The sequence below is a fragment of the Pseudoalteromonas phenolica genome (assembly GCF_001444405.1).
Classification (GTDB): domain Bacteria; phylum Pseudomonadota; class Gammaproteobacteria; order Enterobacterales; family Alteromonadaceae; genus Pseudoalteromonas; species Pseudoalteromonas phenolica.
On record NZ_CP013187.1, the window covers coordinates 2,266,084 to 2,288,479 of the forward strand.

Annotated in this window: 21 protein-coding genes; 2 read left to right on the forward strand and 19 right to left on the reverse strand. The window is 40.5% G+C overall.

Going from position 1 to position 22,396, the window contains the following annotated elements; all coding sequences use genetic code 11:
- Positions 1–12: 12 nt before the first annotated feature.
- The 17 genes from PP2015_RS09940 to yceD form a co-directional block, all read right to left on the reverse strand.
- On the reverse strand, positions 13–444 hold the full coding sequence (locus tag PP2015_RS09940) for a hypothetical protein (protein ID WP_058030119.1): 432 nt from the start codon (positions 442–444) through the stop codon (positions 13–15).
- A complete protein-coding gene (locus PP2015_RS09945; RefSeq protein WP_058030120.1) occupies positions 425–676 on the reverse strand; it encodes an FAD assembly factor SdhE in 252 nt (83 codons plus the stop codon). Before PP2015_RS09945 ends, PP2015_RS09940 begins: the two co-directional genes overlap by 20 nt.
- Positions 677–848: 172 nt before the next feature.
- Positions 849–4,472, reverse strand: a complete 3,624-nt coding sequence (locus PP2015_RS09950; RefSeq protein ID WP_058030121.1) for a sensor histidine kinase — start codon at positions 4,470–4,472, stop codon at positions 849–851.
- Between the two features lie 189 nt (positions 4,473–4,661).
- Positions 4,662–6,518 (reverse strand): metallophosphoesterase family protein, encoded by a 1,857-nt coding sequence (locus PP2015_RS09955; protein WP_058030122.1) that lies wholly within the window; start codon positions 6,516–6,518, stop codon positions 4,662–4,664.
- Between the two features lie 5 nt (positions 6,519–6,523).
- Positions 6,524–7,303, reverse strand: a complete 780-nt coding sequence (locus tag PP2015_RS09960; protein WP_058030123.1) for a TatD family hydrolase — start codon at positions 7,301–7,303, stop codon at positions 6,524–6,526.
- An 8-nt stretch (positions 7,304–7,311) separates the two neighbouring features.
- On the reverse strand, positions 7,312–7,638 hold the full coding sequence (locus PP2015_RS09965) for a PilZ domain-containing protein (protein ID WP_058030124.1): 327 nt from the start codon (positions 7,636–7,638) through the stop codon (positions 7,312–7,314).
- A gap of 9 nt (positions 7,639–7,647) precedes the next feature.
- A complete protein-coding gene (holB, locus tag PP2015_RS09970) occupies positions 7,648–8,547 on the reverse strand; it encodes a DNA polymerase III subunit delta' (protein ID WP_058030125.1) in 900 nt (299 codons plus the stop codon).
- A complete protein-coding gene (tmk, locus tag PP2015_RS09975; RefSeq protein ID WP_058030126.1) occupies positions 8,547–9,176 on the reverse strand; it encodes a dTMP kinase in 630 nt (209 codons plus the stop codon). The genes holB and tmk overlap by 1 nt, the downstream gene beginning before the upstream one ends.
- Positions 9,166–10,155 (reverse strand): endolytic transglycosylase MltG, encoded by a 990-nt coding sequence (gene mltG / locus PP2015_RS09980; RefSeq protein ID WP_058030127.1) that lies wholly within the window; start codon positions 10,153–10,155, stop codon positions 9,166–9,168. Before mltG ends, tmk begins: the two co-directional genes overlap by 11 nt.
- Positions 10,148–10,939 carry an aminodeoxychorismate lyase gene (pabC, locus tag PP2015_RS09985; RefSeq protein ID WP_058030128.1) on the reverse strand — a complete coding sequence of 264 codons (792 nt, stop codon included), beginning with the start codon at positions 10,937–10,939 and terminating at the stop codon, positions 10,148–10,150. Before pabC ends, mltG begins: the two co-directional genes overlap by 8 nt.
- A 64-nt stretch (positions 10,940–11,003) precedes the next feature.
- Positions 11,004–12,242, reverse strand: a complete 1,239-nt coding sequence (gene fabF, locus PP2015_RS09990) for a beta-ketoacyl-ACP synthase II (protein ID WP_058030129.1) — start codon at positions 12,240–12,242, stop codon at positions 11,004–11,006.
- An 85-nt stretch (positions 12,243–12,327) separates the two neighbouring features.
- On the reverse strand, positions 12,328–12,564 hold the full coding sequence (acpP, locus tag PP2015_RS09995; protein ID WP_058030130.1) for an acyl carrier protein: 237 nt from the start codon (positions 12,562–12,564) through the stop codon (positions 12,328–12,330).
- A 220-nt stretch (positions 12,565–12,784) separates the two neighbouring features.
- A complete protein-coding gene (fabG, locus tag PP2015_RS10000; RefSeq protein ID WP_058030131.1) occupies positions 12,785–13,531 on the reverse strand; it encodes a 3-oxoacyl-ACP reductase FabG in 747 nt (248 codons plus the stop codon).
- A gap of 13 nt (positions 13,532–13,544) precedes the next feature.
- Positions 13,545–14,471: an ACP S-malonyltransferase gene (gene fabD / locus PP2015_RS10005; protein ID WP_058030132.1), complete on the reverse strand. Its 927-nt coding sequence runs from the start codon at positions 14,469–14,471 to the stop codon at positions 13,545–13,547.
- Positions 14,472–14,514: 43 nt separating this feature from the next.
- Positions 14,515–15,570: a phosphate acyltransferase PlsX gene (plsX, locus tag PP2015_RS10010; RefSeq protein ID WP_058030133.1), complete on the reverse strand. Its 1,056-nt coding sequence runs from the start codon at positions 15,568–15,570 to the stop codon at positions 14,515–14,517.
- A 12-nt stretch (positions 15,571–15,582) separates the two neighbouring features.
- On the reverse strand, positions 15,583–15,753 hold the full coding sequence (gene rpmF / locus PP2015_RS10015) for a 50S ribosomal protein L32 (protein ID WP_058030134.1): 171 nt from the start codon (positions 15,751–15,753) through the stop codon (positions 15,583–15,585).
- A 10-nt stretch (positions 15,754–15,763) separates the two neighbouring features.
- On the reverse strand, positions 15,764–16,288 hold the full coding sequence (yceD, locus tag PP2015_RS10020) for a 23S rRNA accumulation protein YceD (protein WP_058030135.1): 525 nt from the start codon (positions 16,286–16,288) through the stop codon (positions 15,764–15,766).
- A gap of 119 nt (positions 16,289–16,407) precedes the next feature.
- Between yceD and PP2015_RS10025 the strand changes: the two genes are divergently transcribed.
- Positions 16,408–17,010 carry a Maf family protein gene (locus PP2015_RS10025; protein WP_058030136.1) on the forward strand — a complete coding sequence of 201 codons (603 nt, stop codon included), beginning with the start codon at positions 16,408–16,410 and terminating at the stop codon, positions 17,008–17,010.
- On the opposite strand, the gene PP2015_RS10030 is transcribed toward PP2015_RS10025, so the two are convergent.
- A complete protein-coding gene (locus PP2015_RS10030) occupies positions 16,960–17,631 on the reverse strand; it encodes an HAD-IA family hydrolase (protein WP_058030137.1) in 672 nt (223 codons plus the stop codon). The genes PP2015_RS10025 and PP2015_RS10030 overlap by 51 nt on opposite strands.
- Positions 17,631–18,584, reverse strand: a complete 954-nt coding sequence (gene rluC, locus PP2015_RS10035) for a 23S rRNA pseudouridine(955/2504/2580) synthase RluC (protein WP_058030138.1) — start codon at positions 18,582–18,584, stop codon at positions 17,631–17,633. The genes PP2015_RS10030 and rluC overlap by 1 nt, the downstream gene beginning before the upstream one ends.
- Positions 18,585–19,083: 499 nt before the next feature.
- Here rluC and rne point away from each other — a divergent pair, with 499 nt between their 5' ends.
- A complete protein-coding gene (rne, locus tag PP2015_RS10040; RefSeq protein WP_058030139.1) occupies positions 19,084–22,224 on the forward strand; it encodes a ribonuclease E in 3,141 nt (1,046 codons plus the stop codon).
- Positions 22,225–22,396 lie beyond the last annotated feature (172 nt).

Genomic DNA, 22,396 nt, shown 5'->3' on the forward strand with positions numbered 1-22,396 from the left:
ATAAATAATAAACTATTTTGAAGGTTGGTATTGCTGTTCGTTTAAAGCAAAACGGCAAAGCCTTCGCCAATCACGGTCAATCATAGAAGAAGCCACAAATTGAACTGTCTTATCTTTTTGTTCGCTTGTTCTTATCTTTATTGATAAAGTTAAAAACTGTAATTTTGCACATACAACCTGCCCACAAACTCTGTTTACACTATGAATCTCAATATAATTGTCTTGAGTATCGAACAACACCGTGCCACAAAATGGGGTAGTATTCTTGATGTGTAAGTGGTTTACATAAAAAGCCAATAACGCTGCAAGGCAAATAAATAAGAAAGGATAAAGATGAGCAGTTACAAGAAAGGTAACAAAGCTTATAACCAACAAGACAAGTGCAATCGCCCTCAAATCTTGTCGGTTATTTTGAAATACAATTTTATACTTTAACGCGGCCAAGTATAAATTGAACCATTTTATTGAGTTCTGGATCAGGACACTTCTCATGACCCATGAACCAAGCAAATAGATCTGGGTCTTCTACTTCAAGTAGTCGTTGAAAGGTCAATTTATCAGATTCAGGTAACTCGTCAAAGGCTTCATCAACAAATGGCCCCAATAATACGTCTAGTTCAAGCATTCCCCTTCTACAGGCCCATTTTAATCGTGATTTTGGAAAAAGCTGAGTCATCTACAACCTCTGAATTATGAGAATATCTAAGAAATATCAGTATATAAAATCGGGTAACACATTAAAATGCTGTGCACTTGAAAAGTTGATATTAAGCAATATTTTTATTCGCTTTAGGCAGGTCAATATATGTTTTGCTGTAAAATTTCAAATTGAAAACTTTCAGCGAGCACTAAAGTAACTCAGTAGGTAATTTTAGTTTTATAGAGATACCTTCCCCAAATGTGGAACTACATTTGATTTCTCCCTTCAAAAGCTGCGTAACTAAATTGTAAACAATATGCATCCCCAAACCACACCCACCTTGATTCCTTTTAGTCGTTACAAAAGGATCAAATACCGTTTTAAGTATTTCTGAGTTCATTCCTTTGCCGTTATCTGTATAACTCATAAGCCAATAATTACCTTCACGCGCAAGAGACACCTCTATTTTGCCAGTCCCCATCCCTTCAAAACCATGGATCATCGAATTGTTCAAAAAGTTAGTAATAACTTGGTAAATTGCACCTGGATAGGTGTGTAATTCAAAGTCCTCACCTACTATGACTATCTCTATTTGCTTACCCTTTGTAAGTGGTACGAGAGAGTCAAATACTTCCCTTAAATAAGACTTTATAAAAATATTTCTGGCTTGTTCACTTGACTGATCAACAGCAACTTGTTTGAAATTACTGATTAAACTTTGCGCTCTATCTAGGTTCCTTAAAATTAAAGCATAACCTTGGTTTTGCTCATTGATTGCATTATCGAGGTCTTGTTGCCTTAACGATTTATTCGCTAATTTGTTTTCAATTGTTGCCAAGTTTTCTTGGTTATATGTGAGCGCCGTCAATGCAACTCCTAAAGGTGTATTTATCTCATGGGCAACACCCGCAACTAGCCCACCCAGTGACGCCATTTTTTCACTTTCGATCAACTCTTGTTGGGTATGCTGTAGTTCCATCATTGCTTGTTCTAACTTCTGATTCTTTTTATAGAGTTGATCAGTTCGCATTGCGACATTTATCTCTAGCTGTTCGTTTAACGTTTGTAGAGCATCTTGGTTTTTCTTTAATTCCGCAATATCTTTCAACGCACCGGCAATTCGTGTAGCTTTACCGTTCTCATCACGTTTTACCACTTTTCCTCGATCAAGTACCCAAGTCCACTGTTCGAACAAGTCTTTGACTCGTATTGCAATTTCATAGCTGTCAGTTTTTCCTTCTATACATTCTCGAACTTTCTCCTCAACCAAAATACAATCTTTTGGGTGTACAAACTGATCAAAATCATCAATTGTCATCACAGAGCCCGCATCACCATAATCAACTTTTGAAAACACGGTATGTCGATATATCTTATTACTGTTAACGTGCCAATCCCAAAGCTCATCCCCACTGGCCCAAAGTGACCACTCTAAACGCTGTCTTAGTTCTGACATTTTTATGTTGTCTCGAACTACCTTTTTGTACCGCTGCTGGCGGGCATACACAATAGAAGCTATCAGTGCTAATATTAGAAAGATATAAAAGCTTTTTGAGGTCGTATTCCACCACCAAGGTGCTGCAATACTAATCGAAAATTGATGCACCGGAGAAGCAACATTAAACCGATTAATAGTGTAAGCCTCTATGACATAGTCACCGGGTTTTAGCTTTAATAGACTAACTTGTCTTACCCCACTTGCAAGTTTCAGCCATTGCTCACTCAAACCAATAACTCGATAGTAAAACTGATTTTGTTCAGCCCCGTAGTCCAAACTAGAGTAATTCAAGGAAATTATGTCTTGGTTATGTGCTAAAACGAGCCCTGCAGCTAGTTCTGGGGCAACAGATAAAACCGCATCCTCAGCTGGTTTCAAAGGTTCGCCCAATAGCTCTATCTCGCTTACTAATAAAGGCCTTGCTGAGTTATCAACATCAAGTTCTTGAGGATAAAATTGGTTGAATCCTTTTGCTCCACCCACAAATAGACGGCCATCTGGCGCTAACCATGCCGCATTGTAGTTAAACTCATTATCTTGGATCCCATCTGTTGGAGAAAAGTTATGCACATTAAAGTTGCTTATATCAATGCGACTTAGCCCACCGCTCGTACCTGCCCAAACATGCCCAACACCATCATATATGAGCCCCCAAATCGCTGTATTACTTAACCCTTCGTTTTGAGTAAAAGTGCGTTCAATACTAAAGTCATTATGAATGAGCGTTATTCCTTGCTCACTTGCTACCCATACTCTTCCATACGAATCTTGTACAAGCATAAAAACCAAATTCGACAATAAGCCATCAGAAGTACTGATTTGTTGTAATTCATCTCCTTTATAGCGGAATAAACCATTTCCTATACTTCCGAACCACAGTGCCTCTTTAACAACCAGCATGGATGAAACATGAGAAGGAGCATCGAGCGAACTTGCAAAGTATGGCATGAGCTTATTATTGTTCTCATTATAAAACATCAGTCCCATCGTTCTTGATGAAAGCAGCAATACGCCATCATATACTGTTATATCATTGAAGCTTAGTTCTGGGCCATTGCCAAAGTCAGGCTTAAAATGCTCTAGAGTCTCAGTGTCTAACGAAAATCTAAAAACGCCATTACCACGTGTTGCAATCCATAATTCTGACTCATACATAAATAACTTAGTGACAAAACTGCCCTGTACTGCAATTAATGGTTTATAAATAAATTGCGACTCGATAAACCCTTCACCATTAAAAATATATACACCTGCAGACGTACCAACCCATATTCTGTCTAACTGGTCGATTGCAAATGTACGTGTATCTGGTGTAGCTAACGGAGAATCAGGGTAATTATCAGAGCTAACATGACCAAAAGACTCACTCAGCTGGCTAAAGAAATGCAATCCTCGAGTTTCAGTTCCTATCCACAGCCCTTTATTTTTATCTCTCATGACCGATAGGATATTGTTATCTTGTAGGCCATTGGATTGCTGACGTTTATACCAATGGTTTAATAATGTACCGTCGAATTTAAATAAATAGACGCCATTATTGGTTGCCAGTAAAATTTCGTTCGTAGAAACGTAAAGATTATTGAGCGTGATATTCGCAACTTCTGCAAACGTTTTAGACCATAAAACTCTGTCGTATAACAAATCATAAACTATTAATTCTTCACTTTTGGTAAATAAGATCGCTCTTTGCTCTCTGACTTTAAGTATTTTAAACTCGCCTTCAAGCAGTAATTTGGGCTGTTGCTGCTCGTTGATTTTCATTAAGCCTTTGTCTGTAAGATAAAAAGTATAGTTATTTTGCGTTTGTGGTGAACGAATAAAATTACCTTTCAGTCCTGAGTTACTCACTTTCAACGTACTTTTGTTTATTTGATAGCTCTCACCATTGGCTGTAGAGACTAATACGTGACTACTCTCACAGGTTAAATCATTCACCCTATCAGATGTGATCGTGTCAAAATCACCGGCCAAGAAAGAGGTAAATCGGCCGTTTAATGTATTGTATCGACTTATTCCTGTATGTGTTCCAATCCAAACATCTTGATCACTAATACAGATATCAGTGATAAAACCGCCTGAAAGACTGTTTTTATCTTGTTGCTTTGGGCGAAACTGTTTAAATTCATGACCATCAAATCTATTCAGCCCTGCTTGTGTGCCTACCCAGATGTAACCGAACTGATCTTGAGCAAGTGCAGTTATCGAACTTTGTGTAAGGCCTGCACTATAGTCATAAGAACGCATGATCTGAGCGGTGTCAGTAAACTGAGGAACCGCCAACGTAAGAGGACTAAAAACAAGCAGAAATAGAAAAGATAAAGTTGTTGCTCTCATACCCTGCCATCAAACACATCAAAGTGTTTTAAATATAGCAAAGCTATTAAAACTCACTAAAAAATAGACAAGTTTTTCTACCAACCCAATTAATTAAGTGTTAGATACTAGCTCTAGTGATGCTTCGTGACGGTATCTCTTTGAACATGAACATACGATAAGCTTTAACTGAATCAACAAAAGGGAGCATCAAAGCTCAAAATCACTTTTTGTACCATCTGAGTGCAAAAGATAGTAACCAGATAACTTATTATCTTTTAACTCTATTAAGCTAATTGATGCATGAGACAAGAGGTAGGGTGAACGCAACTGTTCAGAACGACATAGGTGTTTAGTGACTTTCATTTGCCAACGTTTAGTAAAAAAGTTAAGCGGGCTCCACCTGGCATATAAAAACGAATCTAAATGGTCAAAGCATTTCAATAGCGTCTTAGGGAACTCATTTTTGATGCCTGATGCGGTCAATTGCCAGATGCGATTATCGTGTTGCCCAAAACGCGCTTGAACAGAAAAACAGAACGAATAATGCACATCACCAGATAATATAATTGTTTCAATCGGTGTGTCACTGCGTCTAAATATGTCCATAAGCTTTCGGGCTGCCCCTTCATGGGCCATCCAGTTTTCAACGTCTACAACCAAAGGGTGACCACAGGCGTTGAAAATGGCTTGCACCGCTTCAATGGCTTTCACCCCAAATACTGGCGCTGGAGAAACTATAATTATTTCTTTTTGATGCTGCAGCTGAGTTTGAAGAAACATCAGCATTTCCCAATCCATTAAACCACTAGGCTCATTAAAGTCTTGCTCATTACGCCAGCGATGCGTACGAGTATCTAGTACAACCAGTTTCGGCGTTGTTTCAAGGCAATAATGCCAGTTATCAAACTGGTGGAGGTAAGTATCAAATTTAGTCAGATGCCATTCACCTGTCTTTAGACTAGAGCTGAAATGGGTGAAAAGTGTTTTAGACATTAAACCTGCGTCATTACCAAGCCCTTGGAAAAGCCAATAAGACAGCAAGCCATTACTGATAATTCGTTGGCTTGCGGGGTTTGACGAAATATTTTGTTCCCACTGAGCTGTGAGATTCCAGTCATCCGTAACATCATGATCGTCGAACATCATCAGTGTTGAAATGTTGGCAAACAACCTCGCAACTTTCGGTAAACTCTTCACAAACTCTTTTAAACTGGTTTTTTGTAACTCATATAGCTCAGTATATTTTGTGACCGGGCACTGAAAATTTGCTTTATCAAAATCAAAAAACTGCCAACACACTTCGCTATGCGCTAATAAATAATAAGCAATATACTCTTCTAAATAGATAAGATGATTGACTGAATGCGCACTGGTAAAATGTGGGTCATCTTTGCGAAGCCAATATCCTAAACTGCGTTTTGAACGTTCTTGCCATGCTGTTTTTGGTAAATGTGGCGTTCTTGCAAATAATTGCTCAGATAAATTATCAGGTAAATTTATATACTCAGTTCGGGCTTCTTTGAACAAACCGAGTTGCTCAATAACAGCATAGATGGCTTGAAGCATTGGCCCGGCAACATCATCGGCATAGATTTGATCGCCTGAGAGTAATAATAGCGAAGGTGCTGACTCTTGATGAGCTCTTGCCTCAGCCAACGTATGATCTGCACTCGCCAATGAATCTTCAACTGGATAATGCGGGTTACGACAAGAGCCGTGTAACACTTGCTTTAAAACATTTGGGACCACAAATTCAGGCGTATCGGTATGAAAGTAGCAATAAGCTGATAAATCCGTTTTAATGTCATCGAGATACAACGTATAACCTATTGCTGTATCAGCAATAAGCTCACCACTTTTTGGTTTCACATTCACTATGTAAAAAAAACAATGCTTACCCAGTGGTATTTCGAGTACTTCGTTTTCAACCTCAGCGCCTGTAAACTCAAAACGTACAACCCGAGGCATTGAGGTAACAAGTTGCAAACACACATTGTTAACTTCGGCCCGACGAACCATCGGGCCAAGTAAAAGTTCTGGAAGATGTGTGTTTACAACTGACATGACGATTATTTGCGCTTGGCTAAGCTAAATAGATCATAAAAGTTGTTGGTTGTTGCCGTTGCGAGCTCTTTATATGTGATACCTTTTAAGTCAGCAATATAATAAGCAACATCTTGCACATAAGCTGGCTGATTGGTTTTGCCACGATAAGGCACTGGTGCAAGGTAAGGAGAATCAGTTTCGATGAGTAATCTATCTAGTGGAATTTGTTTCACCACCTCTTTTAATTCAACCGCATTTTTAAATGTCACAATACCTGAGATTGAAATATAAAAACCCAAATCAAGTGCTTGCTTTGCCATGTTCCAATCTTCTGTAAAACAATGCAAAACACCACCGCATTTATCGGCACCATGAGCTTTCATTAGATCTATGGTATCAGTTCGGGCATCTCGGGTATGAATGATCAGCGGCTTTTGTAGTTCATTAGCCACCTCAATATGTCCAACAAAACTCTCTTGTTGCACAGAATGCGTGTCTTTTGAGTAGTAATAATCTAGGCCCGTTTCGCCAATCGCAACCACTTTATCGTGTTGAGCCAATGACAATAACTGACTTTTATCTAGAGCTTGATCTTGGTTTAGTGGGTGCACACCACATGAGACTGAAATATCATCAAATGCTTGAACTTTTTCAAGCATGCTGGGGAATTGCTCTAATGTGACGCTAACACATAAAAAGTGCTCGACTTGCTTTTGTCTTGCTGCATCTAATGCTTCTGGAAGTGATAAACCAAGTTTATCAAAATCTAATCTATCTAAATGGCAGTGCGAATCTACAATCATAACTACTCTTACATGGTGTAGGTGGGTTTTTCTGAATTAAGTGCTGTCCCCAGCAACTTTATGATTTTATCGTTGACTGTTTCATTCCCCTCAGAAAAGCCAACGCCCACGCCTGGTGGATTTGAATTTTGCGCACCTTGCGGTGTTATCCATACTACTTTGCCTTCAATGACATCCTCTTCTAATGCATCAGGCAAAGTTACGCGCAACGATAAAGGCTGTCCCATATCAAAACGTGAGTTAGTTTTAACAAACAAGCCGCCATGCTTTAAAGCGGGCATATAACAACGATATAACTCGTCAAAATCTTCAAAATCTAGAAGTAATACTTGCATAGTGCTCTCCTACTGCAAAGCTTGCTTTAATGATGTAAACAACTTAAGCAAGGCCAACTGTAAATTCAAGCCGGGAATTTGTTGATGATCCTTTATAAACTCACTTAATGCACGCTGTGAAGCCGTTATTTTAAAAAAATCGGCGCCTTCGCATAAGCGTTGTTTTATTCTCTCTTGAACAAATAAGCTCATCTCACTCACCAGTTCTGGAGACTTCATCAATAGTTCAACGCATTCTGACACATCTGTATCATGTCCGAGCCTCTCAATACTATTAAATAATTGATTAATTTGTTCAACTTGCGAAGTTTCAATCCAATGTTTAATTTTTAAAGGCTGCGATACAAATAAATCAATCCATGGTTGGTCGACATAATCACCTAGCTGCTGAATCAACCACGCCCTTACTTGTTGTTGGGATTGAACCGCTACATTACTCTTTGCACAGCGACTCACAATCGTCGCTGGTAATTGTGCGACATCATCACAGGTTAAAATCAAAAAGCGTTTAGCATTGGGCTCTTCAAGTGTTTTAAGTAACGCATTTGCCGCTGAATGCGTCATCTTATGCGCTTGGTGAACAATAACCACTTTGTTGCCACCTTGCTGCGCCGAATGATAGATGAAATCGGCGATTGCTCTTATTTCATCGACACCTATAGTCGCACCCTCAGAGCTGACAAGCAGTTTATCAGGGTGAGTTTGTGCTGCAATTAAGGCGCAACTTTTACATTGGCCACATGCCAAAAGCTCTGAAGTATTTTCACACAAGATGGCATCAGCTAGTCCCTGTGCTAATGCTAACTTGCCTACTCCTTGCAACCCAGCAAGCAGCTGAGCATGATGAAAGCGACCCGCTTTAAAGCTCGTATTGAGCTGTTGCCAAGGACGCTCTAACCAAGGCATCATCACAAATTAACCTGCTGATAAAAGTTTTCTAATGCTGCCAAGATATCAGCATGCACTTTATCCATCGCTTGCTCTGCATTTATGACCACACAGTTTTCGTCCGATTCAGCTAATGCTAAATAACGCGAACGAGTTTTTTCGAAAAACTCTATTGCCTCTAACTCGATTCTGTCGAGTTCTCCGCGCCCACGTGCTCGTGACAGTCCCACTTCGGGAGAAATATCCAAATATAGAGTGAGATCTGGTTTCAAACCTTGTAACACAATATCTGAAAGACTATTCAAGGTTGCTTGAGGTAAACCTCTGCCACCGCCTTGATAAGCTTGAGAAGACATGTCATGTCTGTCACCCAACACCCATTTATTGGCAGCAAGACTGGGTCTGATAACATTATGCAGTAACTGCGCCCGTGCTGCGTACATAATAAGTAGCTCGGTTTCACCTGCCACTTCTTCTTCATACTGATTTTTCACAAGCGTTCGAAGTGCTTCAGCCATTGGTGTACCACCCGGCTCGCGGGTATTAATAAAATCAATTTTCTTGTCTGCAAGAAACTGTTGGCAAATTTGCATTGCCGTTGACTTACCCGCCCCTTCAAGGCCTTCAATCACAATAAATTTAGCTGTCATTACTTCTCTTTAAAATATATTGCCTCACGGCTTTATTATGGTCCTTTAAGCTTTTTGAAAACTGATGCTGACCATTGCCCTTGGCAACAAAATAATAGTAGTCGGTTGTATCAGGTTGAGTCGCCGCAATAATCGCCTCTTTAGATGGCATGGCAATAGGTGTTGGCGGTAACCCATTTATTCTGTATGTATTATAAGGCGTATACTCTTTTAAGTCTTTGCGTTTAATATCACCATCAAATCGCTCTCCCAATCCATAAATTACCGTAGGATCAGTTTGCAAACGCATATTCTTATTTAGTCGGTTAATAAACACTGAAGCTATTTTTTTGCGCTCTCCAGCATAACCTGTTTCCTTCTCAATGATAGATGCCAATATAAGCGCCTCATAAGCATTTTGAAGTGGCAAATTAGCCATTCTATTTTCCCAAACTTGCGCTAGCTCAGTTTTCATTGCGTCATGCGCACGTGTAATTATCGACAATGCGCTGTCATTTGCATGATAAAAATAAGTCTCGGGTAATAACCAGCCTTCCGCATTTTTAGTCACTTCTAATTGCTCTGAAAGCTTTGCTTCGTCAATATCATAATCGATGAAGTCAGCCGATTTGAGCTTATTAAGGACCATTTTTAAAGTGTCACCTTCGATCACGGTAAAACTAAACTGTTTTTGCTGGCCTTGGTGAATTTTGTCAATGGTTTCTAATACGGTTAAATTTTGCAGTTCATATAAACCTGGTTTTAGCGAAGTATTTGCAGGATATAACTTGGCATATACTTGCAGTGCAAAACACGATTCAATATTACCTTTCGTTAACCAATCATTACAAAGTCGATGAACACCTGTACCACGTTTCACTTCGAACAGCTCAGGGATATTAGTTAGCTGTAATTGCTTGAAGTGTGTTATTTGCTGTTGAATGAATATGGCAGCAAATAACATCATGAGTACAAAGACTGCGGTTATCTTCTTAAGCATGTAAGGAACTCATTAAACTCTGTTTGACGATTAAAGCTGCTTCAAGCTCAAACTTTTTTGAATCTAATTGAATAATTGGCACTAACTCCATCAAACTATTACAAGTAAACAACGCGTCCATATCAGTCCAAAAAACAGTACTCTCTTCAACTTCGGTGATGGTATTTACTTGCTGTAATGCACTGAGATAAACACCTTTTATGCCCGCTTTTGATAATTTTGGTGTAAATAACTCACCATGTTTAAAACCAATCAAATTTCCTGCTGATGTTTCAATCACTTGATTATTAATGTCTAACACTACCACATCATGGCTATCAATAAACTGCTTGGCATCTTGTTTGATGAGCACTTGTTCAAGTCTATTTAGTGTTTTTAAGCCAGCCAACAATGGCTGATGACCAAGCTTTACGTTTGAAATGCTTACTTTGATCCCTTGCGCCTGCCAATCAGCATAATGTGTTGGGAAAGGAAGTATAGAAACAATCGCATTTAGGCTTGGATTATCAGGGGCTTGGTAACCTCGACCTCCCTCACCTCTGGTGATAATTACTTTTAACACAGCTAATTTATGCTCTGATACAAGCTTTTTACACTCGGATTGCAGTTGTTGCCAATCAATTTTTGGAAAATATAGTGCTTTGGCACATGATTGCAGGCGTGTGAAATGCAAGTCCAAGTGTTGAACTTTGCCTGATTTAATGGCAGCAGTGGTAAAAAAGCCATCGCCATATTGAAAACCGCGGTCTTGAGGTGTGATTGTCGTTGTTATTTTTAAGCTCATTTTAATCACAAAAAAGCCCGGCGTTGCCAGGCTTTCTTTAATAGTTTGTCGCCGTATTTAAGGATTATACCTTTTTAAATAGCAACGAGCCATTGGTTCCACCAAAACCAAATGAGTTACATAAAGCGTACTCAAGTTTTGCGTCACGACCTGTGTGCGCAATATAATCTAGATCACACCCCTCGTCTGGGTTATCTAGGTTAATGGTCGGTGATACTTTTTGGTCATGTAAAGATAGAGCCGTGATAATTGACTCAACAGAGCCAGCGGCACCGAGTAGGTGACCCATCATTGACTTAGATGAACCAACCATTACTTTATCAGCAGCTGCACCAAAGATAGACTTAACCGCTTGCGTCTCAGCTTTATCGCCCGCATGCGTTGAAGTACCGTGAGCATTGATATAACCCACTTTTTCAGCGTTTATACCCGCATCTTTAAGGGCATTTTCCATCGCAAGCGCTGCACCTGAACCATCTTCAGGTGGAGACGTCATATGGAATGCATCGCCACTCATGCCAAAGCCAACTAGCTCAGCATAAATTTTTGCGCCGCGTGCTTTTGCATGTTCGTACTCTTCAAGTACCATCACGCCCGCACCATCTGCAAGTACAAAACCATCGCGGTCTTTGTCCCAAGGACGAGAAGCCGCTTGTGGGTCATCGTTACGTGTTGAAAGTGCACGTGCTGCACTGAAACCACCCATACCAATTGGCGTAGATGCTTTTTCCGCACCGCCTGCAACCATCGCATCTGCATCACCATAAGCAATCATGCGCGCAGCATGGCCGATGTTGTGCAAACCTGTTGTACAAGCAGTTACGATTGAAATATTTGGACCTCTCAAGCCATGCATGATAGACAGGTGACCAGAGATCATATTGATAATTGTCGAAGGCACATAAAACGGTGACAGCTTACGTGGGCCACTATTAAGTAGTTTTACATGGTTTTCTTCGATTAATGTTAAACCACCGATACCTGAACCTACAGCGACACCAACACGGGGTGCATTTTCGTCAGTGATTTCAAGACCGGAGTCTTTTAAAGCTTGAACCCCTGCTGCAACACCATATTGGATAAACAAGTCCATTTTTTTGGCTTCTTTCTTCGGCATGTATTCAGTGACATCAAAATCATTGATCAGACCTGCGAATTTAGTTCCAAAATTTGTGGTATCAAAGTGCGTGATGTTAGAAATGCCACTTTGGCCTTCTAGTAAGCCTTGCCAGGTTGATGCAACATCATTACCTAGCGGCGTCAACATACCTAAGCCAGTTACTACGACTCGACGTTTAGCCACGGTTTCCTCCAAAAGGATTGATTATTTTTATGAGGGGGTAGAAAAGACTAAGGGCAGCGAATGCTGCCCCAAGTGATACGTTTGATTACTCAGCGTGAGCAGTAACGTAGTCGATCGCTGCTTGAACAGTAGTGATTTTCTCTGCTTCTTCATCAGGGATCTCAGTGTCGAACTCTTCTTCTAGAGCCATTACTAGCTCAACAGTGTCTAGAGAGTCAGCACCTAAGTCGTCTACGAAAGACGCTTCGTTTTTAACTTCTTCTTCTTTAACACCTAGTTGCTCAACAATGATTTTCGTTACGCGTTCTTGGATATCGCTCATTCTTCTTTCCTTTATTAAAACGCATTTGCGTTATTTTCAGATTGCGGCGTAGTGTACGGCGCATAATTCTGGGTTTCAAGGATTTGCTCAGATATTTTGATCTGGTCAAACCTGTTATAAATTAATTTATACTTTTATCGCTCATTTTAATAGCAATTTCAAGTAAGATTGCTGCAAGATCATAAAAAATTAATTGAGTGCTTTTTATGATCTATCGCAATTAAACCATGTACATCGCACCATTTACGTGCAAAGTCTCACCTGATACGTACGCAGCAGCATCAGACGCTAAATAACATACAGCAGCTGCAATTTCTTCTGGCTGGCCTAAACGACCTGCAGGTACGTTAGCAAGCGTTGCTGCTTTTTGCTCATCAGTTAGCTCATCAGTCATGTCAGTTTGAATGAAACCTGGTGCGATAACGTTTACTGTAATACCACGAGAAGCGACTTCGCGTGCTAGAGATTTAGAAAAACCAATTACACCCGCTTTTGCAGCTGCATAGTTTGCTTGACCTGCATTACCCATTGTGCCCACAACAGAACCAATGTTAATGATACGACCAGCTTTTTTCTTCATCATAGGACGAAGAACCGCTTTAGAAAGACGGTAGATAGAGCTTAAGTTGGTATCGATGATGTCATTCCACTCATCGTCTTTCATACGCATAAGTAGGTTATCACGTGTGATACCTGCGTTATTAACTAGCACGTCAATATCACCAAAATCAGCTTTAATAGCCGCTAATGTTGCTGTGATTGAATCAGCATCTGTCACATTCAGCGCGTAACCTTTGCCGTTTTCGCCTAAATATTCACTGATTTTTTCAGCGCCAGACTCGCTTGTCGCAGTACCCGCAACAATCGCACCTTGTGCAACTAATGCATTAGCAACTGATTTACCAATACCACGGCTTGCACCTGTTACTAAAACAATTTTACCTTCTAACGAAAATAGATTACTCATTCTTTATCTCTTCTTATTTAGCAGATTCAATTGCAGCCGCATCACTTACTGACGCACAAGAAATTGATCTATCAATACGCTTAACTAGGCCACTCAGTACTTTACCAGGACCAAATTCATAAGTTTGTGAAATACCTTGTTTAGCTAGTTCTTGAACTGTTTCTGTCCAACGTACTGGGCTGTAAAGTTGACGTACTAATGCATCTTTAATTGGAGCTGCTTCTGTCTCCATAGCAACGTCAACATTATTGATTACGCTTGCTTTCGGTACATTAAATGTAAGTGCTTCTAAATCAGCAGCCAGTTTTTCAGCAGCAGGCTTCATTAATTCACAATGAGAAGGCACACTTACAGCTAATGGAAGTGCGCGTTTAGCGCCCGCTTCTTTACACGCTTCAGAGGCTTTTTCAACCGCTTCTTTATGACCTGCAATAACAACCTGACCAGGAGAGTTGTAGTTCACTGGCGCTACAACTTGCTCACCCGAAAGCTCGGCACAAATTGCTTGGATCTTGTCATCATCAAGACCAATGATAGCAGCCATTGAACCTACGCCTGCTGGCACAGCTTCTTGCATGTATAGACCACGACTTTCAACCAGTTTTACAGCTTCAGCCAGGCTTAATACACCAGCACACACCAATGCTGAGTATTCCCCTAAGCTGTGACCTGCTAAAACAGTCTCAACTTCTGAATTGTTTGCTACCCATTCGCGGTAAACAGCAACGCTCGCAGTTAATAGTGCTGGTTGTGTACGATGAGTTTGATTTAGTTCTTCAGCAGGACCATTTACAACTAAATTCGCTAAGTCGTAACCCAGCGCTTCTGAAGCTTCTGCAAATGTTGCTTTTACAATTTCTGATGATTCAAGTAACCCAGCAAGCATACCAACTGCTTGTGAGCCTTGACCTGGGAATAAAAGTGCAATTTTCTGTGACATATAATGCTCTTTATAATAATAGTTATGCCACCCTCACCCCAAGTCAGTAATTTTTGAGGGACGATGGCGAGTGTTCTTCATCTAATGCAATTTGTTCGAAGGTCGCTTCTATTTTTTCAGGAACTTGTTTTTCAACTTCTCTGATAGCTTCTTCGATTGCAGCAAGAAACGCCTTGTTCGAAGCATTTCCATGACTTTTCACAACAATACCACGCAATCCTACCAGACTTGCACCGTTATACTGGTCGGGGTTCACCCTTCTGTAGAGTTTTTTTATGATTGGACTGAGTAATACGGCTAATAATCGGTAGAAAAAACGTTTTTTCAACGCTTTTGTAAACTTATGCATAATAAGTTTAGCAATACCTTCACATGTTTTCAGTGCGACATTGCCCACAAACCCCTCACAAACTACAACATCGGCCTTACCAGAAAACATATCACTGCCTTCACAAAAACCTGTGTAGTTAATATGAGGTGTTGCCTTCATCATATTCGCGGCTTCTTTAATTGTGTCATTGCCTTTAATGTCCTCAGAGCCAATGTTAAGCAAACAGACTTTTGGCCTATCACCTTTACAGGTCTCACCAGCAACAATACTGCCCATAATGCCAAACTGAAACAATGTTTGCGCATCACAATGCACATTCGCACCTAAGTCCAATAAATAAACAGGCTGCTTTTTTTCAGTTGGTACGGCAGAAATGAGTGCAGGTCTTTTAATGCCGGGAAGCATTTTTAACACAAAGTGTGCAATCAATAACAGTGCACCAGTATTACCAGAACTAACACAAGCTTGTGCTTGTTTGTTCTTTACTAAATCTAAAGCCACACGCATTGAAGAGTCTTTTTTATTACGAAGCGCTTGGGCTGGTTCGCAGTTATTGGAAACAACTTCACTACAATGCTTTATGATTAGCCTAGGGTGGGAGTCTGCCTTGTGCTTTCTTAAGGCATTAGAAATACTTACTTCATCGCCACAAAGAAGCAATGTAAGATGAGGGTATTTATGTACCGCAGAAATTGCGGCTGGAATAGATGAACGGGGGCCGTAATCGCCCCCCATCATATCTAACGCAATGGTTAGATGAGTCAGCATAAAAGCAATCTCTTATTTAGAAATTACTTTTTCGCCTTTGTAGTAACCATCAGCAGTCACGTGGTGACGAAGATGAGTCTCACCAGAAACCTGATCTACAGTTAGAGCTGGTCCACTGATTGCGTCGTGTGAACGGCGCATGCCACGTCTTGCGCGAGACTTTTTGCTTTTTTGTACAGCCATTAGCCTTCTCCTAAGAATCTTTCTTAAGTTGTTTTAAAATTTCAAATGGATTTGGTTTGCTCTCTGTTGCGACTACTTCACCAAAGCTCGCAGGCTCTTCGGAATAAGCGCAAGATGCTTCGTCGTGAGTTGGCACTATAGGAATCGCTAAAATAAGCTCGTCTTCTATAAGTTGACGAAGATTTATTTCACCTTCTTCATCCAGTTCAACCACATCGTAGCAATCAGGAAGATGGTCCGACTCATCACCCGCTTTAACCGGTGAATAAGCAAAGTCATGTTCCAAATCCAACCCTAAATCTCCATTACAACGCTGACAAATAACGGTCAGATGTGCACGGAAAGAACCGCGAATTACAACCAACCCTTGTTCATCATTACTGCAATGAATGTCTACCGCTATTTCACCAGTTTGATCTTGCACAACTTGCTCTAAGCGAGAAAGTTCTTCAAGCTGAACAACGCCGTCATAACTAAGTCTGCGTTGAGCTGCTCTGCAAGGATCAAGAGTGATGGGAATTTTCACCTTTTGCATAGGGGCTGCATCATATAGATAGTTAATGTTTTAGTCAAAATAAAAATCAAAGTTTCCTTTGTTTTTCGCTCTATTGCGCCCTATTCTAGCGCTATTGGTATTTTGACAACTAAGTGTTTATGAAAACTCCTCTTATTTTAGCGTCAAGCTCGCCATTTAGGCAGCAAATTTTAAAAAAATTAAACCTTCCTTTCTCATCATTTTCACCTGATGTTGATGAAAGTCATTTATGCGATGAGTCGCCTGACGAATTAGTGTCTAGGTTAAGTGTGTTAAAAGCAAAAGCAGCCAATGACAAATTCAAAGAAGGCTTGGTGATTGGCTCAGACCAAGTAGCTGTTCACGACGGAAAAATACTTGGTAAACCCCATACAAAAGAAAATGCCATCAAACAGCTGCAAAGTTTTAGTGGTAATAAAGTGAAGTTTTTAACTGGATTATGCCTATACGACATAGCAACGAACCGATATGAAGTCATTGTTGAACCGTTCAACGTTCATTTTAAGAAGTTAACTCTCGCACAAATCGAGGCATATTGTGATGCTGAAACGCCCTATCAATGTGCTGGCAGCTTTAAAAGCGAAGGTTTGGGGATTTGTTTGTTTGAAAAATTAGAAGGCAGCGATCCAAATTCATTGATTGGGCTGCCATTAATTAGATTAACCGAGTTATTAGCTCGCTTTGACGTCGATGTGTTGCTCAGCCAACAGAAAAGTATGTAGTTCAGTTAGATTGTCTAGCACTGTCAGCGCTTGCGTTTTTTCAAGCGCTGCTCGAGTTGCTGCACCATGGGTCAATCCAACCGCTGCAACACCCGCTTGCTTGGCCATTTCAATATCTAATAATGAATCACCAATCATAATGGCATCTTCAGCAGCCATACCTGTTATCGCTAGAATTTGATTTAACATATCAGGATTTGGCTTCGACTGCGCTTCATCAGCTGTTTTAGTGGTAACAAAGTATTCTTCTGTCGATGTTTCAGCCATTAAACGGTTTAACCCTGTACGGGATTTACCGGTCGCAACTGCCAGTTGCACCTGACTCGCAGCTAAAGAATCTAATAAGTCATTTGCTCCTGTAAATAACGGCGTAGGCGTATCATCCCCTTCTTTATAAACCGTTTTATAAGCTTGAGCTAACGCTTCCCACTTGTCTTCATCATTTGGAAACAACTTTGCAACCGCTGTCGGCAAAGATAAACCGATAATAGATTTGGCATCTTCATCAGTCGGAATTGTTGCATCACAATGTTTGGCTGCAAGCTTTAAAACATTTACGATTTTTGGCACTGAATCCATTAAAGTGCCATCCCAATCAAAAATAACGAGTTTATACTGCATTACTTCGCTCTTAATGTTTTTAAAGCATTATTTAATGCTTTATCTAGTGGCGCCTCAACATGCATGGTTGTTTCATGCTTAGGGTGTAAAAAACGAAGATCATGGGCGTGTAAGAATAAACGGCTCAGTCCCATTTCTCTCATACGGCTATCAAAAACTTGGTCGCCATACTTATCATCACACGCAATAGGATGACCTTTACATTGAGTGTGAACACGAATCTGATGAGTGCGACCTGTCACTGGCGATGCTTGTACCAACGTGCAACCATCAAAACGCTCAAGCACTCTAAAGCGAGTATGTGATGCCTTACCCTGCTCTTCATCTACTCGAACAACACGTTCGCCTGACTGTAGAGTATTTTTTCGAAGAGGCTCGGTAACATTTTTAATTTTTGCCGCCCACTCTCCCACTACTAATGCCCAGTAGTTTTTCTCCATAGTTTTTTCACGGAGCTGCTCATGGAGTCCTTTTAAAATAGAACGTTTTTTAGAGATTAATAAACATCCTGATGTATCCCTATCTAAACGGTGCACAAGTTCTAGGTTTTTTTCTTGCGGTCTTAAAACACGGAGCGCTTCAATTAAACCATAACTCAAACCGCTACCACCATGAACGGCCATACCAGAAGGTTTATTAATAACAATTAGGTATTGATCTTCAAACAAGATAGCATCTTCAAGCGCCGAAATTTTATCCAGGTTTTTAGGCACAAACTCTTCTCGTTCAGCCACTTTAATGGGCGGTATCCGAATTAAGTCGTCCATTTGTAATTTATAGACAGGCTTGATGCGCTTTTTATTAACCCTAACCTCTCCTTTTCGAAGAATTTTATAAATTGCACTTTTTGGTACCCCTTTCAGATGGGTCACTAAGAAGTTATCAATTCTCTGACCTTGCTGATCTTCAGTTACGGTTACAAAGCTGACTTTTAAAGGAGATTTTTCTGACATTGCCTAATCACTGATTTGAGTAATAATTTAGTTGCTATCACGACGTTATTAATGGGATAATCGACGCGCAATTTTTTTGCGAAACTGCTTTTTATCGCAAAGACAATAATCGTGATGCACATCATGGGTGATGATCATACAGATAGCAGCTTGGATTTCCAAAGCTTTTGTCACCCGAATAACACGTGCCTTTAGCTCACTTCGATGCGCGTAACAGATCGCAGTGAAGGCTAAGCATGATTAAAAAGAAAGCAAAAATAGAAATAAATGTCTGATTGCGTAAGTAAAAGCCAAAAACGAGATAAAACTTATTCACTAAGAAGCGCCCTTACCGTGCGAATAAACTGGTAGTGATAATTGTCACCGTGCGCTTAAAAAATAAGTTGTAAGAACATTCCATTGACCCCAGTCGTGAGACTGCATCATTAAATATGGGGCACTCGTCAGGTCCACACTTTGCACATCAGACTCGACTTAATTTGAAAGTAGAGTTAACAATATGAAACGTATGCTGATCAATGCTACGCAGCAAGAAGAAATGCGCGTCGCACTGGTTGACGGTCAGAAATTATATGACTTAGATATCGAAAGTCCTGGCCACGAACAGAAAAAAGCCAATATTTACAAAGGTAAAATCACTCGAATCGAACCATCTCTAGAAGCTGCATTTGTTGATTACGGTGCTGAGAGACACGGTTTCCTTCCTCTTAAAGAAATCGCTAAAACTTACTTCCCTGAAGGTTATACCTTTAACGGCCGCCCAAACATCAAAGATGTTATAAAAGAAGGCCAAGAAGTCATTGTACAAGTTGATAAAGAAGAGCGAGGCCAAAAAGGGGCTGCTTTAACAACATTCATCAGTGTTGCAGGTAGTTACTTAGTCCTGATGCCGAACAACCCTCGTGCAGGTGGCATTTCTCGCCGTATTGAAGGTGACGAGCGAATTCAACTTAAAGAAGCGCTAAGCCGATTAGATCTACCAAAAGGCATGGGCCTAATTGTTCGTACTGCCGGTGTTGGTAAATCATTTGAAGAGCTAGAGTATGATTTAAAAGCGCTACTTGTTCACTGGGATGCAATTCAGCAAGCCGCTGACAGCGATAAAGCACCATTCTTAATCCACCAAGAAAGTAACGTTATTTTCCGCGCTATTCGTGATTATTTACGTCGTGATATTGGTGAGATTCTAATTGATAAAGCCCGCGTTTTTGAAGAAGCAAAAGCCCATATAGAGCGTTTTCGTCCAGACTTCATTAACCGTGTTAAACTTTATCAAAACGACGTACCGCTATTTACGCATTATCAAATCGAAAGCCAAATTGAATCTGCTTTCCAACGTGAAGTACGTCTCCCTTCGGGTGGTTCAATTGTCATTGACCCTACTGAAGCTCTAACGTCAATTGACATCAACTCTTCAAAAGCAACCAAAGGTGGCGACATTGAAGAAACTGCTTTAAATACAAACCTTGAAGCAGCTGATGAGATCGCCCGTCAATTACGTTTGCGTGACTTAGGCGGTCTGATCGTTATCGATTTCATCGATATGACTCCACCTCGTCATCAACGTGAAGTTGAAAACCGTCTTAAGGACGCCGTACGTCCAGACCGAGCACGTGTTCAAATTGGTAAAATTTCACGCTTTGGTTTACTTGAGATGTCTCGTCAACGTCTTCGTCCTTCGTTAGGTGAAGCTAGTCAACACTCATGTCCACGTTGTAGTGGTCAAGGTACAATTCGTTCGAATGAATCAATTGCTCTTTCTATCCTTCGTTTAATCGAAGAAGAAGCAATTAAAGAAAATACTGCACAAGTTAACGCTCAAGTGCCAGTCGCTGTTGCAGCTTATCTTCTTAATGAAAAGCGTAAGTCAGTTCATCGAATTGAGAAACGTCATAACTGTAATGTTTTCATCATCCCTAACCAGCACTTAGAAACACCACATTATGAAGTAATTCGCCTTCGTAAAGATGAAACGCCTGAGGCTGCCAGTTATGAACAAATTGCAACACCAGAACCTGAAGTAATCGAAGTTGCAGTTAACACAACCCCTAAAGAAGAGCCTGTGTTGAAAGGTGTTGTTATGCCTTCTGCGCCAGCCCCAGCACCTCAACCTGCTTCAGTTGCTCCAAAAGCAGAACAGGTTAAATCTGAAGGGTTATTCACGCGTTTGGGCAATTGGTTAAAAGGCCTGTTTTCATCAGACGAAGAGTCTGAGAAAAAAGAGCCTGAAAATAAAAGCCATGAACGTAAACCTCGAAGAAATAACGATAACCGTCGCCGCAATCAACAAAAGCGTCGTAACCACAAAAAACGTGATGACGCTCAAGCTAAAGACAATTCTGAAAGCAAAGACCAGAATGAGAAAAAAGAAGGTCAGGAAAATCGTAATAAGCGCCGTCGTCAAAATACGCGTCGTCGCCCTGACAATCGTAGTAATAAAGAAGCTGATGAAAAGCAACAAACTAATACCGAAGAGACTGCAAATGCTGAAGTTCGCGTAAAGCCAAGACGTCAGCGCCGCAACCTTCGCAAAAAAGTACGTATTGCTGATCAAGAAGCTGCTATTGAAAATCAAGATAGCAACAATACAGCTGTAGATACTTCTTCAGAAAATAAGACTGTTTCTAAAGAACAAGCCCAAGGTGAAGTACAAGCAGCAATTTCGGAAGAGAAGCGCATAGAGAAACCGAAGAAAGCAGTACAAAAAGAACAAAAAGCGGAAGTGCCTGAAGTTGCTTCAGTTCAAGAAACTTCTACAGAAATCTCTACTGAATCTGTTGAGCAAGGAGAAGAAACGCCAAAAACACGTTCTCGCCGTTCTCCTCGTCACCTTAGAGCAGCAGGCCAGCGTAGAAGGAAACCTGAATCCGTAGAAAAAGAGCAAGAGCCTGCATTCGTCCCTGTAGCTGACCAAGCTGCTGCAGAATACGAAGCTGAGCTAAAAGCTAAACAGACAACAGAGCAAAGTGCTGAAACTCCTAAAGTTGAAGAAACTATCGAAGTTGCTGAAACTTCTAAAGCTGAAGAAACTGTCGAAGTTGCTGAAACGCCTAAAACAGAAGAAACTGTTGAAGTACCTGAAGCACCTAAAGCAGAAGAAGCTGTTGAGGTAGTTGAAACTCCTAAAACAGAAGAAACTGTTGAGGTAGTTGAAGTGCCTAAAGCAGAAAAAACTGTTGAAATGGTTGAAGCGCCTAAAGCAGAAGAAACTGTTGAAGTAGTTGAAGCACCTAAAGCAGAAGAAACTGTTGAAGTAGTTGAAGCACCTAAAGCAGAAGAAACTGTTGAAGTAGTTGAAGCACCTAAAGCAAAAGAAACTGTTGAAGTGGCTGAAGCACCTAAAGCAGAAGAAACTGTTGAAGTAGTTAAAGAACCTAAAGCAGAAGAATCAGTTGAAGTGGTTGAAGCCCCTAAAACTGTTAACGCTTTGTCAGCACTACCTCGCATTCGTTTCCATGCCAATGCATCAGCACCAATGACGAAAGCGCAAAGCAGTAATGAAATTGATGCATTTGAAATGCCATCTGCGATGCCTTTAGAACAACGTACACCTACACATAACTCTGGTATGTCTGCGGGCTCTAAAGCGCCAACGGCAAGAGCTAGTGCCGACATGGCCTCTCCTGCTCAAGTTGACTAAGTATCACTACTGACTAAAAAAGGCTGCAAATGCAGCCTTTTTTGTTTTGTTTTTTGTAAAAAACTAGAGTTTATATCAATCCTTTTAATTAAGTGATCTATTTTGAGGCAAGTAAAACTTGTCGGTAGCGAGGCGAAAACTTTGCCATTTAGTTGTTCTAAATAAGAAATTT

Excerpts from the sequence above, each read along its gene's own strand:
- rluC (WP_058030138.1), bottom strand. The coding sequence starts at position 18,584 with ATGTCAGAAAAATCTCCTTTAAAAGTCAGCTTTGTAACCGTAACTGAA.
- acpP (WP_058030130.1), bottom strand. The coding sequence starts at position 12,564 with ATGAGCGATATCCAAGAACGCGTAACGAAAATCATTGTTGAGCAACTA.
- PP2015_RS09960 (WP_058030123.1), bottom strand. The coding sequence starts at position 7,303 with ATGATTGTAGATTCGCACTGCCATTTAGATAGATTAGATTTTGATAAA.
- yceD (WP_058030135.1), bottom strand. The coding sequence starts at position 16,288 with ATGCAAAAGGTGAAAATTCCCATCACTCTTGATCCTTGCAGAGCAGCT.
- fabG (WP_058030131.1), bottom strand. The coding sequence starts at position 13,531 with ATGAGTAATCTATTTTCGTTAGAAGGTAAAATTGTTTTAGTAACAGGT.
- rne (WP_058030139.1), top strand. The coding sequence starts at position 19,084 with ATGAAACGTATGCTGATCAATGCTACGCAGCAAGAAGAAATGCGCGTC.
- PP2015_RS09955 (WP_058030122.1), bottom strand. The coding sequence starts at position 6,518 with ATGTCAGTTGTAAACACACATCTTCCAGAACTTTTACTTGGCCCGATG.
- mltG (WP_058030127.1), bottom strand. The coding sequence starts at position 10,155 with ATGCTTAAGAAGATAACCGCAGTCTTTGTACTCATGATGTTATTTGCT.
- rpmF (WP_058030134.1), bottom strand. The coding sequence starts at position 15,753 with ATGGCTGTACAAAAAAGCAAAAAGTCTCGCGCAAGACGTGGCATGCGC.
- holB (WP_058030125.1), bottom strand. The coding sequence starts at position 8,547 with ATGATGCCTTGGTTAGAGCGTCCTTGGCAACAGCTCAATACGAGCTTT.
- PP2015_RS09950 (WP_058030121.1), bottom strand. The coding sequence starts at position 4,472 with ATGAGAGCAACAACTTTATCTTTTCTATTTCTGCTTGTTTTTAGTCCT.
- PP2015_RS10025 (WP_058030136.1), top strand. The coding sequence starts at position 16,408 with ATGAAAACTCCTCTTATTTTAGCGTCAAGCTCGCCATTTAGGCAGCAA.
- PP2015_RS10030 (WP_058030137.1), bottom strand. The coding sequence starts at position 17,631 with ATGCAGTATAAACTCGTTATTTTTGATTGGGATGGCACTTTAATGGAT.
- tmk (WP_058030126.1), bottom strand. The coding sequence starts at position 9,176 with ATGACAGCTAAATTTATTGTGATTGAAGGCCTTGAAGGGGCGGGTAAG.
- PP2015_RS09945 (WP_058030120.1), bottom strand. The coding sequence starts at position 676 with ATGACTCAGCTTTTTCCAAAATCACGATTAAAATGGGCCTGTAGAAGG.
- plsX (WP_058030133.1), bottom strand. The coding sequence starts at position 15,570 with ATGCTGACTCATCTAACCATTGCGTTAGATATGATGGGGGGCGATTAC.
- PP2015_RS09965 (WP_058030124.1), bottom strand. The coding sequence starts at position 7,638 with ATGCAAGTATTACTTCTAGATTTTGAAGATTTTGACGAGTTATATCGT.
- pabC (WP_058030128.1), bottom strand. The coding sequence starts at position 10,939 with ATGAGCTTAAAAATAACAACGACAATCACACCTCAAGACCGCGGTTTT.
- fabD (WP_058030132.1), bottom strand. The coding sequence starts at position 14,471 with ATGTCACAGAAAATTGCACTTTTATTCCCAGGTCAAGGCTCACAAGCA.